Here is a 14,099-nt window from a genome sequence, read left to right on the forward strand (position 1 = left end):
GTTCCCCGGCTCCGGGTTCCCTCAGGCGGCCGCGTCGCGTGCGCCTTCCGACAGCAGGCCGAACACATAATCGGAGAAGGACCGCCAGCACTCCACCCGGAATTCCTGTTCGCTCACCCTGTAAAGCAGGATTTCCGCCTTGCCGAACACCGTGCGTGAGCACGCCCCCACGCCGAAGGCCTGCAACGACAGATCCTGCGGGCAGCCGGCGGCAAGGGTTGCCTCCGCAGCCGGGCCGCTCACCGAAAAGGCGACATTGCGGTGCGAGATATCGACCGCCGAATGAAGGCCCTTCGCCTTGCCGCAATCGGCCAGCAGGTCGCCGCCCGCCGTGTCGAGGACGAACCATTCGTCCGGCCCCAGCCAGAACGCCGTCCGCGCGGCTTTTGCCACGGAAGTTTTCGGCTTCTGTGGCAGGGTAAGCCCGAGCGCCCGCGACAGCGAAGCAACCGCTTCCTCCGGCACCCGCAGCGACACGCGATTAGCAGGCGGCAGCACCGCGACCCGCACCCCGCTGGCCGATACCTCCTGCCCGGCGAGCGCAGGCCGCCTCTCGGCCGACGATTCCGCCTTTACGGTCTTGGCCGCCTTAGCCATTGAGGCGTTCCCCCTTCTCGTCAAAGAATACCGTGCCGGTGACCTCCACCTCGATGGTTCGGCCGGGCATCGGCACGTAAAGCGTTTCGCCCGTTCGTCTGGCGCCGCCTTCCACCAGCGCCAGCGCGATGGAACGGCCGCAATTTTCCGACCAGTAGCTGGAGGAAACGTGGCCTATCATCTTCATGGGCACCGCCTGCTCCGGATCGACGACGATCTGCGCGCCCTCTTCCAGCACCACATCGGGATCGCGCGTCTTCAGGCCAACGAGCTGCCTGCGCCCTTCCGCCACCAGATCCGGCCGCTTCAGCCCCCGTATGCCGACGAAGTCGGCCTTCTTCTTGCCCACGGCCCAGTCGAGACCGGCATCGTTCGGCGTCACCGTCCCGTCCGTGTCCTGCCCGACGATGATGTAGCCCTTCTCGGCGCGCAGCACATGCATGGTTTCGGTGCCGTAGGCGCAGGCCCCATGCTTTTGCCCCTCGGCCCACAGCGCCTCCCACACGGCTTCGCCATAATCGGCCGGCACGTTCACCTCGAAGCCGCGCTCGCCGGAGAAGGACATGCGGAACAGCCGCGTCGGCACGCCGCAGATGCGGCCCTCGCGCACCGACATATGCGGCATGGCCGCATCTGAAAGGTCGATGCCCTCGACCAGTGGCGCGATGATGTCGCGGCTTTTCGGCCCCTGAACGGCGATCACCGCCCATTGCTCGGAGGTCGAGGTCAGCCACACCTTGAGATGCGGGAACTCGGTCTGAAGATAGTCCTCCATATGGTTCATGACGCGGGCAGCACCACCGGTGGTCGTCGTCACATGGAAGCGGTCGGCGGCGAGGCGCCCGACAACGCCATCGTCATAGATGAAGCCATCCTCGCGCAACATCACGCCATAGCGGCAGCGGCCCACTTCCAGCTTCTGCCACGGATTGGTGTACATGAGTTCCATGAAAGCCGCCGCATCCGGCCCCACCACCTCGATCTTACCCAGCGTCGAGGCATCGAACAGGCCGGCACTCTTGCGCACCGTCACGCATTCACGGTTGACGGCCGCCTGCATGTCCTCACCGGCGCGCGGAAAATACCATGCGCGCTTCCACTGGCCGACATCCTCGAACACCGCGCCATGACGTTCGGCCCAGCCATGCATGGCGGTGCGGCGCGTGGGATCGAACAGTTTTCCGCGTGCGTGGCCGACAATCGCGCCGAACGTCACCGGCGTGTAGGGCGCGCGGAACGTGGTCAGGCCGACTTCCGGGATCGTCCGGCCGAGTTCCTCGGCGGCGATGGCCAGACCGTGCATGTTCGAGGTCTTGCCCTGATCGGTCGCCATGCCGTTGGTGGTGAAGCGCTTGACGTGCTCGATCGACTGCATGCCTTCGTGAACCGCCTGGCGGATGTCCTTGGCGGTCACATCGTTCTGGAAATCCACGAACGCCTTGACCGTGGTGCCGGCCTCCGCCCCCGGTCCCGCGCCCAGCATGCCGCGCGACCAGTTCTCGCTGGCTTCCACCTTCGGTTTTGCCGGTTTCGTCCCCTTGCCACCGGCTTCCTTCGCAGCCTTTATGCCGGCCGCATAGGCTTCATCGATGGTGGCGGAAAGTCCGTCGGTGCCGTTGCAGGCGCCGACCGAGATGCACTCCTGCGCATAGGTGCCGGGCAGGAAGCGCTTGACCTCGTCGTTGAAGGCGACCTTGCCGCGCGATTGCGAAAACAGATGCACCGACGGCGTCCAGCCGGCCGACATCAAAAGCGCGTCGACGGGAATGGTGCGCTCGCCCCCTCTGCCGGTGCGCGGGCGCACCGTCATGGAACTGACGCGCAGCCGCCCGCCGACGCGGACCACGCCGCGCCCGCCATGGATCTCGATGCCGAGCGCACGCGCCTCGTCCACCAGCTCGCCGGTCGGATTGTCGCGCAGGTCGACGATCGCCGCCACCCCGACACCGGCCTTCTTCAGGTCGATAGCCGCCGCATAGGCGCTGTCGTTGGCGGTGTAGACGCCGACATTTTTGCCCACCGCGACGCCGTAGTGGTTGAGATAGGTGCGCGCCGCCGATGCCAGCATGATGCCCGGCCGGTCGTTGTCCGCGAACACCATGTGCCGCTCGATGGAGCCGGTGGCGAGCACTACGCGCTTCGCCCGCACCTGCCACAGCCGTTCTCGCGGCAGGCCGCCGGACGGATTGGAAAGGTGGTCGCTCACCCTCTCGGCAAGCGCGACGAAATTCTGAAGATAATATCCGAAGGCCGTGGTCCGGGTCAGCACCTTCACATTGTCCATCGCGGCCAGCTTCGCCCGCGCCGCCTGCGCCCACTGCCAGCCGCTCTCACCGTCGATTACCGCAGCGCTCTCGAAACGCAGGGAACCGCCAAGTTCGGCCTGTTCGTCGCAGATGATGACCCGCAGGCCGGATTCCGCCGCGGCCAGAGCCGCCGCGAGTCCTGCCGCACCGCCCCCCAGAACCAGCACCTCGCAATAGGCGAAGCGCGCGGCGTAATGATCCGGATCGGGCTGGTCCGGCGCAACGCCAAGGCCGGCGGCGGAGCGGATGAACGGCTCATAAAACGATTTCCAGGCCGCCTTCGGCCACATGAATGTCTTGTAGTAGAAGCCGGCGGAGAACAGCGGCGAGGCAAGGTCGTTGACCGCACCCACATCAAAGCCGAGCGACGGCCAACGGTTCTGCGAAACGGCGGTCAGTCCGTCATAAAGCTCCTGCACCGTGGCGCGCACGTTTGGCGTCTTGCGCGAAGCATCGCGATGGATGCCGACCAGAGCATTGGGCTCTTCCGCACCGGCCGAGAGAATGCCGCGCGGCCGGTGATATTTGAACGAGCGGCCGACAAGGTGCACGCCGTTGGCAAGCAGTGCCGAGGCCAGCGTATCGCCCGCAACGCCGCTGTAGCTCTTGCCATCGAAGGTAAAGCGGGCGGTTCTGGCCTGCGCAAGGCGACCTTTGCCCGGAAGTCGGAAGGATTCGGCCATGTTATACCCCCGGAAGCTTCTTCGGCTTCGGCTCGCCGGCCTTGTAGGTCACGATAAGGCGGTCGCTCACCGAATCGCGCACCGCGTTGAAGAAGCGGGCGCAGCCGTGAATGTGACGCCAGCGCTCATAGATGGTGCCGCGCGTGTTGGCGCGAATGAAGAAGAACGCCTCGAACGCCTCGTCGCTGATCGAAGCGATCTCGGACGGACGCGCCACATGGGCCTCGCCCGCATGCCGGAACTCGGTCTCCGGGCGTTCTTCCTCGCAATAGGGGCAGCGGATCAAAAGCATGGGCTCGCCATTCCTGTCCTATAATTCGCCATGGCCGATCCTCGCGCCCTGTGGCTGGTTGCACAGGCGCTGGCCAAGTTGCTCGAAGGGCGCAAAGCGCCTGATCAGTTCCCCGACACCTTCTGTCTTCGCGATCAGATGGGTGCTGCCCATGTTCATCAGCGTCGCATCGAAAGGATTGGTGGAGACGAAAACCAGATCGGGCCTTGCTTCGGTCTCGCTCCCGTCCGGCTTCGCCGCAAACATCACGACCTTGCGTCCTCCGCTCCAGACGCACATCAAAAGCCCCTCTTCGGGCACAAAGGGCCAGTGCTGCTCATTTTCCGTGCGGGCCACCGACTGCACGCGCACCTCTTCGGGGCCGGGCAGATGAAACAGGCTGCGCTCGTCACGCGCCGGCGTGATTGCCGCTGTCTGCGCCGCCAGCAGGATCGCCGAAAGCACCGGCATCAATGCGCCACGGCGGCGGCCGCCGCCTCGTCGATCAGCCGGCCGGTGCGGAAACGCTCCAGCGAGAACGGCGCGTTGATCGGATGCGGCTCGTCGCGCGCGATGGTGTGGGCGAAAACATGCGCCGAGCCGGGGGTCGCCTTGAAGCCGCCGGTGCCCCAGCCGCAGTTCACGTAAAGCCCGCTGACCGGCGTCTTCGCCAATATCGGCGAGCGGTCGGGCGTCACGTCGACAATGCCGCCCCATGAGCGCAGCATCTTCATGCGGGTGAACACCGGAAACATCTCGCAGATCGCATCGAGCGTGTGTTCCAGATTGTGAAGCGAGCCTGCCTGCGAATAGGAATAGTACTGGTCGGTTCCCGCCCCGATCACCAGTTCCCCCTTATCCGATTGCGAGATGTAGGCATGAACCGTGTTGGACATGACCACGCAGGGCACCACCGGCTTGACCGGCTCCGACACCAGCGCCTGCAACGGATAGCTTTCCAGCGGCATGCGCACCCCGGCCATGTTCATGACGACGGAGGTGTTGCCGGCCGCGACCACGCCGATCTTCTTCGCGCCGATCGGCCCGCGCGAGGTTTCGACACCCGTCACCGCACCATCCGGCCCGCGCCTGATGCCCGTGACCTCACAGTTCTGGATGATGTGGACGCCGCGCGCCGAGGCGCCGCGCGCATAACCCCAGGCCACCGCATCGTGGCGGGCCGTGCCGCCGCGCCGCTGCAAGGAAGCGCCGACGACCGGATAGCGCGCATCGCGCGATATGTTGAGCGGCGGACAGTATTCCTTCGCCTGTTCCGGCGTCAGCCATTCATTGTCGATGCCGTTCAGCCGGTTGGCATGGACATGGCGCTTGAGCGACTGCACGTCATGGACATTGTGCGCCAGCATCATGACGCCGCGCGCCGAGTACATCACATTGTAGTTGAGGTCCTGCGAAAGCCCGTCCCACAGCTTCAGCGCATGGTCATAGATGCCGGCCGATTCGTCATAGAGATAGTTGGAACGGATGATGGTGGTGTTGCGGCCCGTATTGCCACCACCGAGCCAGCCCTTTTCGAGCACCGCGACATTGGTGATGCCGTGCTCTTTGGCGAGATAATAGGCCGTGCCCAGCCCATGCCCGCCCGCGCCTATGATGATGACATCATATTCCGCCTTCGGTTCCGGCGAGGTCCATTGCTGCTCCCACCCCTTGTGGCCGCGCATGGCCTCCCGCGCGATGGCGAATACCGAATATTTCTTCACGTTCCGACGCCTCGCGATTGGACGGCAAGTTTTTCGACGAAGGTGCTTTTTCTTATCACTAGCCAAACCGCCCGGCCACCCATGCGCTGTTTGCGACGGAGCCCGCCGCAATACACGCCGTCAGCGGCTGCGGCGAAGCGCGCCTGTGGGTATCGCCCCGCACGGCTTCGCAACCGGGGCGCAGGAGTGGTAAAGCCCCTGCACAAGGAGCTGCAATGAGAGTCGACATTGACATGGGCACGGCCTCCCCCGGGAAGCCGGCCATGATCGATCTTGAGGAACTGCTGGCCACCCGATTGCTCGTGCAGGGCAATTCGGGTTCGGGCAAGTCGCATCTTTTGCGCCGCCTGCTGGAGCAGAGCGCGCCCTGGGTGCAGCAATGCGTGATCGACCCGGAAGGCGATTTCGTCACGCTGGCCGACAAGTTCGGGCATGTGGTGGTCGATGCGCAGCGCACCGAGGCCGAGTTGACCCGCATCGCCGGCCGCATTCGCCAGCATCGCGTTTCCGCCGTGCTCAATCTGGAAGGTCTCGACGTCGACCAGCAGATGCGCGCCGCCGCCGCCTTCCTCGGCGGCATGTTCGATGCCGAGCGCGAATATTGGTATCCGGTTCTTGTCGTGGTCGACGAAGCGCAGCTCTTCGCACCGGCCGCAGCCGGCGAAGTCTCCGACGAGGCGCGCCGCATCTCGCTCGCCGCCATGACCAACCTGATGTGCCGCGGCCGCAAGCGCGGCCTTGCCGGCGTCATCGCCACCCAGCGGCTCGCCAAGCTCGCCAAGAACGTCGCGGCGGAAGCCTCCAATTTCCTCATGGGACGAACCTTCCTCGACATCGACATGGCCCGCGCCGCCGACCTTCTGGGCATGGAGCGGCGGCAGGCCGAAATGTTCCGCGATCTGGCGCGTGGCCGTTTCGTGGCGCTGGGGCCCGCCATGTCGCGCCGCCCCCTGCCGATCACCATCGGCGCGGTTGAAACCTCGGCCCGCTCGGTCAGCCCGAAGCTGATGCCGCTTCCCGAGAAGACGGAGGACATGGCCGATCTGGTGTTCACGCCGGGTCCGGAAGAGGCGCGCATGCCGGTGCGCAAGGCCGCGCCGCAACCCATTCCCACCGCCGATCTGATGGCCCAGCTTGCGCGTCCGCAACCGGCCCCGATGCCGCCCCCGGTCGAGCCGATGTTCCCCGAAATCGACGAGGCGGAGCGCGAGGCGGGCATCGACACCGTGCTGAAGGAAATCCTCGAAGATCCTGACGCCGGCTTCCGCACCGATGCCGTTCTCTATCAGGATTTTCTGGTGCGCTGCCGCATTCGCCGGGTCGTGGGGGAGCCGCTACAACTGGCCGCCTTCCGCAGGCGTCTTGCCGTCGCCCGTGCGGGCGTCGACCGCAAGACCGCCGGTGGCGAAGCCTGGCCGCAGGCGCTCCAGCTGTCCGAAAGCCTGCCCGACGACGTGCAGGGCGTGTTCCTGATGGTGGCGCAGGCCGCCGTCACCGGCGCGCCCTGCCCCTCCGACGCCACGCTGGCGCGCGCCTACGGCACCCATTCGGCGCGCCGTGCCCGCAGGCTTCTCACCTATTTCGAGGAGCGCGACCTGATCGTCGTGCGCACCGATTTCCACCACAACCGCGTGGTGGCCTTCCCGGATCTCGGCTGCGAAACCGCGCCCGGAGATCCCAACGCGCCCGATGAAGCCGCACCTTCGGCCGATGCTGCCGAATAACATGCGCCACAGCGCTGCAATCTCAGGTCCACCGGCGAAATATGGTATGGACAACAAACCCCCATTCTGATACTAGCCGCCGCAAATTCGTGGCGGGAGCCGTCACGGAAGCTGGAGGCTTTGTCCGCCAGTTTTATGCATCCTAACCTGAGAGACAGGAACGCCCGTGCAGGTACTCGTTCGCGATAACAATGTTGATCAGGCGCTCCGCGCCCTCAAGAAGAAGATGCAGCGCGAAGGCATCTTCCGTGAAATGAAGATGCGCGGCCACTACGAGAAGCCTTCCGAGAAGAAGGCGCGCGAAAAGGCTGAGGCCGTGCGCCGTGCGCGCAAGCTGGCCCGCAAGCGCGCGCAGCGCGAAGGCCTGCTTCCCGGCGCCGCTCCCCGCCCGGCTCCGGCCGCCCGCGCCGCGCGCTGATACGATCTGTCTTTCGCCCTTTTTGCAGGGTATCGAGGTGGCGCGATTTCGGTCGCGGCCACCTTTTGTTTTTACCGGGGCAATTTAGCCGGGACAGGGCTTTAGCTGCAGGCTAGGGTCTACACAAGACAAAGCGAGGACAGACTGCCATGGAAACAGTGAACGAACGGCGCGCCGCGCGTCACGGATTTTCCATCGCCGCGCTCGCCCTGAGCGGACTGATTCTGGCCGCCTGCCAGTCTGGCTCCGCCATCGACCTCAGCAATGTCGACGTCACGCAGGCTTCGAGCGAGAACATTTCTTCGCTGACGCAGGTGATCAACGCCAATCCGCGCGATCCCGAAGGCTACAATGTGCGCGGCTCCGCCTATGGACGCGGCGGCCGCTACCAGCAGGCGCTGAAGGATTTCGACACCGCCATCTCGCTCAATCCGAATTTCTATCAGGCTTATGCAAACCGCGCCCTGATCTATCGCTTCATGAACGACAGCGGCAAGGCGCTGGCCGACTATAACCGCGCCCTGCAGATCAACCCGAGCTATGACGCAGCCTATATCGGCCGCGGCAATGTCTACCGGCAGGGAGGCCGCACGCAGGAAGCCTTCAACGACTTCGAAAAGGCGATCCAGCTCGACACCACCGATGCCCGCGCCTATCACAACAGAGGCCTGATCTATCAGGGACAGGGCCAGCACAGCTATGCCATCGAGGACTTCTCGTCGGCCATTTCCCTCGCCCCGGACGCCTCCGAGCCTTACAATGGCCGCGGCCTTTCCTATCTGGCCATGAACCAGGAGGATAACGCCTTCGCCGACTTCAACATGGCGATCAAGCTCGATTCGAAGAACGCCGAAGCGTGGACCAATCAGGCGCTGATCTATGAGCGGCGCGGCGAAAAGGCGAAGGCCGCCAAATCCTATCGCGAGGCGGTACGCCTCAAGCCGGCCTATCAGCCGGCCAAGGACGGGCTTTCCCGCACCCAGTAAGCACCCGATAAGGGCACATATTCTTCCGCAGCGTCAGCCATATCGCGGCGATCCGGCATCGCCGCGCCATGATCGCGCCATGGTTCGACGCAACGTATCGCGCTTTCAGGCGTTGATCGCCATGGCGATTCTGCCAATGCGCGATCAGGAATTCAGGAGTTCTCTCATGATCAGGAAATTTGTTGCCGCCGCAGTGGTCGGCCTTGCTTCGATGACCGCCACCGCAAATGCAGCCGACATGTTCGAACTCGGCATTCTCGACTGCAAGATCGACGGCGGCGTTGGCTACCTCATCACCTCGAACAAGGGCCTGGCCTGCTCCTTCAAGCCCTCCAATGGCCGCGCGACCGAGTATTACAGCGGCGTCGTCTCCAAGCTTGGCGTGGATCTCGGCAAGACCCATCAGGGCAATCTCGTCTGGGCAGTGCTTGCCGCCAACCGCAACTATGACAGCGGCCGCATCGCCGGCAAGTATTTCGGTGTGAACGCCGAAGCCAGCGTCATCACCGGTGGCGGCGCCAATCTGCTGCTTGGCGGCTTCGAGCGCTCTTATGCCCTGCAGCCGCTCAGCGTTCAGGCGCAGACCGGCCTCAACCTCGCGGTGGCCGTGCAGTCGCTAGAACTGGTTCACTCGCTGAAATAAGTAAATTTCGCCGGCGGAACCCAGCGTTTCGCCGGCGTCCTTCACGGTATCGGGCAGCCGGGCCGAACACACTGCAGGGCCATCTACGGCGTCCTGCCGAATGCCTGCAGGCTTAAAGCGCGTCGCGATCCTTCAGATTCGTTCCCAAAGCTTTAGTTTACTATTCGTTTGTCACATCTGTCGTCGGGTCGCATCCGCTGGCCATTTTCTGGCGATGCGCTTTAGCCGGTTGCACCGCCCAGACGATCTGCAACCAGAGCAGCAAGCCGGGCCGCGACCTCATCCTTGGTGAGTTCCGGCCACTCCTCCACGCCGGTTCGCGACACAATGCGCACCCGGTTGCGATCACCGCCCATCACCCCACCAGCGCCGATGCCGCTGTCATGCGACACGTCATTGGCGACGATCAGGTCGGCGCCCTTCTTGTCGAGCTTAGCCTGTGCGTTTCTCACAACATCCTGCGTCTCGGCGGCGAAGCCGATGACCAGCGATGGTCGCCCCGAATGGTGACCAATGCGGGCCAGAATGTCGGGATTTTCCACCATCTGAAGTGCCGGCGGTCCCTCGCCCGCCACCTTCTTGATCTTTTCCCCGGCAGCATCGGCCGTGCGCCAGTCGGCCACGGCGGCAACGAAGATCGCCGCATCGGCCGGCAGCAGGCTTTCGACGGCGTCACGCATCTGGCGCGCGCTTTCCACATGCGTAACCGACACACCAGCCGGATCGGCAATCGTCACCGGGCCGGAGACGAGCTGCACATCGGCTCCCAGCCGGGCAAGGGCGGCCGCGATGGCATGGCCCTGCTTGCCCGACGAGCGATTGGCGATGTAGCGCACCGGATCGATCGGCTCATGCGTGGGGCCGGAGGTGACGAGAATGCGCCGTCCCGCCAGCGGTTTCGCCGCCGGCTCCAGCAGCGCCTCAATGGCAGCGACGATTTCCAGCGGTTCCGCCATGCGGCCCTCGCCCGCCTCGCCGCTTTCGGCCATTTCGCCCCGCTTCGGCCCGACGAATGAAACGCCATCGCCTGCCAGCGTCTCGCGGTTGCGGCGTGTTGCCGGGTGCGCCCACATCTTCGGGTTCATCGCTGGTGCGATCAGCACGGGCTTGTCCGTTGCCAACAAAACGGCAGAAGCCAGATCATTGGCCAGACCATTGGCAAGCTTTGCCATCAGATCGGCTGTTGCCGGCGCGACCACGACCAGATCGGCCTCGCGCGCCAGTCTGATGTGGCCGACATCCTGCTCGTCCTGCCGGTCGAACAGGTCGGTGAACACATGGTCCGCCGCCAGCGCCCCGACTGCCAGCGGCGTGATGAACTGCTGCGCCGCCTGCGTCATCACCGGCCGCACCGCCGCACCGCGCTCGCGCAGCCGCCGGATGAGATCCAGCGTTTTATAAGCGGCAATGCCGCCGCCAATGATAAGCAGGATGCGCTTGCCGGAAAGGGTGCTCGACATGCCGTTGATCAACTCCGTAAGCAGCGTCCTGACTGGAAAAGCAAATTAGGCAGGACTGCCGGTGCGGTCAATTTGCCGTTCAGAACACCTTCCACGCAATGTAGATGAGCGTCAGCGCGATCACCCACAGCGCCAGCCGGCCGGAGCGGGTGTGGCGGGCTTCGGCCTCGCCGATCGCCAGCGCGGTCTCGGCATCGAACCGCAGGCCGTTCTCGGCCATATGATCGATTTCGCGCGACAGGCGCTCCGTGCGCTTGGCAAATTCGGGCATTTGACGCGCCAGCGCCGTAACCGCATAGAGCCCGTCCCGGGCGTCGGTCAGCAAACCGCGCGGGCCCAGATTGTCCCGTATCCAGTCTCCGACGACCGGCTCCGCCGTCTTCCACATGTTGAAGGCCGGATCGAGCGTACGGGCCACACCTTCCACCACCACCATGGTCTTTTGCAGCAACACCAGTTCCGGCCGGGTCTGCATGTCGAACAGCTCCGTTACCTCGAACAACAGCGTCAGCAGCTTGGCCATGGAGATGGTCTCGGCCGGCTGGCCATGGATCGGCTCGCCGATGGCACGGATGGCCTGCGCGAAGGCGGCGACATCGTGCCTGGCAGGCACATAACCGGCCTCGAAATGCACTTCCGCCACGCGCAGATAGTTGCGCGTGATGAAGCCGTAGAGAATTTCGGCAAGGAAGCGACGCTCCTTCTTGCCGAGACGCCCGGAAATGCCGAGATCGACTGCGACGATTGTGCCATTTGCCTCCACGAACAAATTGCCCGGGTGCATGTCGGCATGGAAAAAGCCGTCGCGCAGCGTATGGCGCAGAAAAGACTGGATCAGATTGGTGGCGATGGCCCTCAGATCGTGACCTGCCGCAGCGAGCGCGGCGATGTCGTTCATCTTGATACCGTCGACCCACTCCATGGTGAGCACGTCGCGGCCGGTACGCTCCCAGTCAACCGCCGGCACGCGAAAGCCGGGATCGTCCTTCGTGTTTTCGCCAAGCTCGGAAAGAGCTGCCCCTTCGAGCCGCAGGTCCATCTCGATGCGGGTGGTCTGCGCCAGCGTTTCGGTGACCTGCACGGGGCGCAGCCGCCGGCTTGAAGGAATGTACTTCTCCTGCAGGCGGGCAGCGAGGAAATAGCTTTCAAGATCCTGATTGAAGCGCCGCCGCACGCCCGGGCGGATGACCTTCACCGCCACCTTGCGCCGGCCTTCGGGATAATCGACGTCGGCCGGATGCACCTGCGCGATGGAGGCGGCGGCCACGGCATCCCCGAAGTCATGGTAGAGATCGCCGATCGTGCGCCCCAGCGACGCCTCGACAGCTGCCTGCGCGGCCGCCTTGGGGAAGGTCGGCATCTTGTCCTGCAACAGCGCAAGCTCAAGCGCGATGTCGTTGCCGACCACATCGGGGCGGGTAGCAAGGAACTGACCGAGCTTGACATAGGATGGCCCGAGCCGCGCCACAGCATGCGCCAGCCGGTCGCTGCGCTGCTCTCTCAGCGCGCGCCGCCGCGTAAACATCGTGGCGACCCGCCAGCCAAGTTTCGGCAGACCCGAAAGCTGATCGCCCGGCAGGGCGGCAACCACACCCTCACGCACCAGAACCCAGCCGGCCCTGACCAGCCGGAAACCCGCAATCACACTGCTCATGAAGGCTGTCCAGTCAAAGCTTCCAGCCCGAATGAAGTGCGGCGATACCGCCCGAATAGTTGCGGAAGCTCACGCGCTCGAAGCCGGCGGAGGAAATCATCTCGGCGAAATTCTTCTGGTCGGGGAACTTGCGGATCGATTCCACCAGATAAGCGTAAGGCTCGCCGTCGCCGGTCACCATTTCGCCGATCTTCGGAATGGCGTTGAACGACCATGCCTCATAGAAGCGGTCGAGCAGCGGCATGTCGACATCGGAGAATTCGAGGCAGAGAAAACGTCCGCCGGGCTTCAGCACGCGAAAGGCTTCCGACAGCGCCACATCGATGCGCGGCACATTGCGGATGCCGAAGGCGATCGTATAGGCATCGAAGGTGGAATCGGCGAAAGGCAGTTCCTCGGCATTGGCCTCGACGAAATCGAGATAAGGCGAAAGCCCCTTCTTTTCCGCGCGCTCGCGCCCCACCTGAAGCATCGAACCGTTGATGTCGAGCACCGTTTCGTGAGCATTGCGCCGGCTGGCCTCGATGATGCGGAAGGCGATGTCGCCGGTGCCGCCGGCCACGTCCAGCCCCTTCCAGCCCGGCCGCTTGGGCGGGTTGAGCCAGGCGATCATGGCGTCCTTCCAGATGCGGTGCATGCCCGCCGACATCAGGTCGTTCATCAGGTCGTAGCGATTGGCGACCTTGTGGAACACCTCGTTGACCAGAGGCTGCTTTTCGCCGGCGCCGACCTGGCGGAATCCATAGGAGGTTTCCATGCCGCCACGGGCGGTGGTTCTTTCAACTGACATGATCATGATCCGCCTTTTATGCGCGCGGACCATACAGGAACGAATTTGGCCGCGCCATGGCTTTAGCCGTCATTTCATTTACCCGGTGCCCCGCATTTACCCGGTAAAAGGTCGCAGCCCACCTGTGGACTTTATGAGGCTCAGCCCGCATAGGCCTTTTCTAATTTCTTTCCACCATTCACAATCGAGCTGTGAATTAGCCGGAGAACACCATGAAGGGCGTCACCGTCATCGATCATCCGCTGGTGCAGCACAAGCTCACCATCATGCGTGACAAGAACACCTCGACGGCAGGCTTTCGCCGGCTGCTGCGCGAGATCTCGCTGCTGCTCGGCTATGAGGTGACGCGCGACCTGCAACTGACGACGACGACCATCGAAACGCCGATCGAGGAAATGGAAGCGCCGGTGCTGGAAGGCAAGAAGCTGGTGTTCGCCTCGGTGCTGCGCGCCGGAAACGGGCTGCTCGAGGGTCTGCTCGATCTCGTACCGGCCGCGCGCGTCGCCCATATCGGGCTTTATCGCGATCACGATACGCTGGAAGCGATCGAATATTTCTTCAAGGCGCCCAGCGACCTCGCCGACCGGCTGGTGATCGTGGTCGACCCCATGCTGGCGACGGCCAACTCGGCCACGGCGGCAATCGACAGGCTGAAGGCGCGCGGCGCCACCAACATTCGCTTCCTGTGCCTGCTGGCAGCACCGGAAGGCATTGCCCGCTTCACCGCCGCCCATCCGGACGTGCCGGTCTATACCGCTTCCATCGATCGCCAGCTCAACGAGAAGGGCTACATCATGCCCGGCGTCGGCGATGCGGGCGACCGCATGTATGGCACGAAATAGA

At 64.2% G+C, this 14,099-nt stretch carries 13 protein-coding genes; 5 read left to right on the plus strand and 8 right to left on the minus strand.

Features of this window, described 5'->3' with window-relative positions; all coding sequences use genetic code 11:
• Window positions 1–21 precede the first annotated feature (21 nt).
• From HNR59_RS15215 to HNR59_RS15235, 5 genes are read right to left on the minus strand one after another with little or no spacing between them, the layout of a single operon-like run.
• On the minus strand, window positions 22–597 hold the full coding sequence (locus HNR59_RS15215) for a sarcosine oxidase subunit gamma (RefSeq protein WP_183831871.1): 576 nt from the start codon (window positions 595–597) through the stop codon (window positions 22–24).
• Window positions 590–3,586 carry a sarcosine oxidase subunit alpha gene (locus tag HNR59_RS15220; protein ID WP_183831872.1) on the minus strand — a complete coding sequence of 999 codons (2,997 nt, stop codon included), beginning with the start codon at window positions 3,584–3,586 and terminating at the stop codon, window positions 590–592. The genes HNR59_RS15215 and HNR59_RS15220 overlap by 8 nt, the downstream gene beginning before the upstream one ends.
• Window position 3,587: 1 nt before the next feature.
• Window positions 3,588–3,878 carry a sarcosine oxidase subunit delta gene (locus HNR59_RS15225; RefSeq protein WP_183831873.1) on the minus strand — a complete coding sequence of 97 codons (291 nt, stop codon included), beginning with the start codon at window positions 3,876–3,878 and terminating at the stop codon, window positions 3,588–3,590.
• 18 nt (window positions 3,879–3,896) lie between these two features.
• Window positions 3,897–4,328, minus strand: coding sequence for a hypothetical protein (locus tag HNR59_RS15230; protein WP_183831874.1), 432 nt, complete (start codon window positions 4,326–4,328; stop codon window positions 3,897–3,899).
• A complete protein-coding gene (locus HNR59_RS15235; RefSeq protein WP_183831875.1) occupies window positions 4,328–5,581 on the minus strand; it encodes a sarcosine oxidase subunit beta family protein in 1,254 nt (417 codons plus the stop codon). Before HNR59_RS15235 ends, HNR59_RS15230 begins: the two co-directional genes overlap by 1 nt.
• Before the next feature lie 215 nt (window positions 5,582–5,796).
• Here HNR59_RS15235 and HNR59_RS15240 point away from each other — a divergent pair, with 215 nt between their 5' ends.
• The 4 genes from HNR59_RS15240 to HNR59_RS15255 all read left to right on the plus strand — a co-directional run bounded on the left by HNR59_RS15240 (window position 5,797) and on the right by HNR59_RS15255 (window position 9,352).
• Window positions 5,797–7,305, plus strand: a complete 1,509-nt coding sequence (locus tag HNR59_RS15240) for a helicase HerA domain-containing protein (protein WP_183831876.1) — start codon at window positions 5,797–5,799, stop codon at window positions 7,303–7,305.
• Window positions 7,306–7,471: 166 nt separating this feature from the next.
• Window positions 7,472–7,723, plus strand: coding sequence for a 30S ribosomal protein S21 (rpsU, locus tag HNR59_RS15245; RefSeq protein WP_183831877.1), 252 nt, complete (start codon window positions 7,472–7,474; stop codon window positions 7,721–7,723).
• A gap of 149 nt (window positions 7,724–7,872) precedes the next feature.
• Complete coding sequence (locus tag HNR59_RS15250) at window positions 7,873–8,709, plus strand: tetratricopeptide repeat protein (protein ID WP_183831878.1); 837 nt, start codon at window positions 7,873–7,875, stop codon at window positions 8,707–8,709.
• 166 nt (window positions 8,710–8,875) lie between these two features.
• Entirely contained in the window at window positions 8,876–9,352 is a 477-nt protein-coding gene (locus HNR59_RS15255; RefSeq protein WP_183831879.1) for a DUF992 domain-containing protein, read from the plus strand.
• 221 nt (window positions 9,353–9,573) lie between these two features.
• Here the strand turns inward: HNR59_RS15255 and coaBC are convergent, their stop codons facing one another.
• From coaBC to ubiE, 3 genes are all read right to left on the minus strand, one after another.
• A complete protein-coding gene (coaBC, locus tag HNR59_RS15260; RefSeq protein ID WP_183831880.1) occupies window positions 9,574–10,812 on the minus strand; it encodes a bifunctional phosphopantothenoylcysteine decarboxylase/phosphopantothenate--cysteine ligase CoaBC in 1,239 nt (412 codons plus the stop codon).
• Window positions 10,813–10,891: 79 nt separating this feature from the next.
• Window positions 10,892–12,466 carry a 2-polyprenylphenol 6-hydroxylase gene (ubiB, locus tag HNR59_RS15265; protein ID WP_183831881.1) on the minus strand — a complete coding sequence of 525 codons (1,575 nt, stop codon included), beginning with the start codon at window positions 12,464–12,466 and terminating at the stop codon, window positions 10,892–10,894.
• 13 nt (window positions 12,467–12,479) lie between these two features.
• Window positions 12,480–13,256: a bifunctional demethylmenaquinone methyltransferase/2-methoxy-6-polyprenyl-1,4-benzoquinol methylase UbiE gene (ubiE, locus tag HNR59_RS15270; RefSeq protein ID WP_183831882.1), complete on the minus strand. Its 777-nt coding sequence runs from the start codon at window positions 13,254–13,256 to the stop codon at window positions 12,480–12,482.
• A 212-nt stretch (window positions 13,257–13,468) separates the two neighbouring features.
• Between ubiE and upp the strand changes: the two genes are divergently transcribed.
• Window positions 13,469–14,098 carry a uracil phosphoribosyltransferase gene (gene upp / locus HNR59_RS15275; RefSeq protein ID WP_183831883.1) on the plus strand — a complete coding sequence of 210 codons (630 nt, stop codon included), beginning with the start codon at window positions 13,469–13,471 and terminating at the stop codon, window positions 14,096–14,098.
• The last annotated feature ends 1 nt before the right edge of the window (window position 14,099 follow it).

The sequence above is a fragment of the Aquamicrobium lusatiense genome (assembly GCF_014201615.1).
GTDB lineage: Bacteria > Pseudomonadota > Alphaproteobacteria > Rhizobiales > Rhizobiaceae > Mesorhizobium > Mesorhizobium lusatiense.

What these genes read in the sequence shown, in the direction of transcription:
- upp (WP_183831883.1), top strand. Translation starts at nt 13,469, where the DNA reads ATGAAGGGCGTCACCGTCATCGATCATCCGCTGGTGCAGCACAAGCTC.
- ubiB (WP_183831881.1), bottom strand. Translation starts at nt 12,466, where the DNA reads ATGAGCAGTGTGATTGCGGGTTTCCGGCTGGTCAGGGCCGGCTGGGTT.
- HNR59_RS15225 (WP_183831873.1), bottom strand. Translation starts at nt 3,878, where the DNA reads ATGCTTTTGATCCGCTGCCCCTATTGCGAGGAAGAACGCCCGGAGACC.
- HNR59_RS15215 (WP_183831871.1), bottom strand. Translation starts at nt 597, where the DNA reads ATGGCTAAGGCGGCCAAGACCGTAAAGGCGGAATCGTCGGCCGAGAGG.
- HNR59_RS15250 (WP_183831878.1), top strand. Translation starts at nt 7,873, where the DNA reads ATGGAAACAGTGAACGAACGGCGCGCCGCGCGTCACGGATTTTCCATC.
- ubiE (WP_183831882.1), bottom strand. Translation starts at nt 13,256, where the DNA reads ATGTCAGTTGAAAGAACCACCGCCCGTGGCGGCATGGAAACCTCCTAT.
- HNR59_RS15220 (WP_183831872.1), bottom strand. Translation starts at nt 3,586, where the DNA reads ATGGCCGAATCCTTCCGACTTCCGGGCAAAGGTCGCCTTGCGCAGGCC.
- coaBC (WP_183831880.1), bottom strand. Translation starts at nt 10,812, where the DNA reads ATGTCGAGCACCCTTTCCGGCAAGCGCATCCTGCTTATCATTGGCGGC.
- HNR59_RS15230 (WP_183831874.1), bottom strand. Translation starts at nt 4,328, where the DNA reads ATGCCGGTGCTTTCGGCGATCCTGCTGGCGGCGCAGACAGCGGCAATC.
- HNR59_RS15240 (WP_183831876.1), top strand. Translation starts at nt 5,797, where the DNA reads ATGAGAGTCGACATTGACATGGGCACGGCCTCCCCCGGGAAGCCGGCC.
- HNR59_RS15255 (WP_183831879.1), top strand. Translation starts at nt 8,876, where the DNA reads ATGATCAGGAAATTTGTTGCCGCCGCAGTGGTCGGCCTTGCTTCGATG.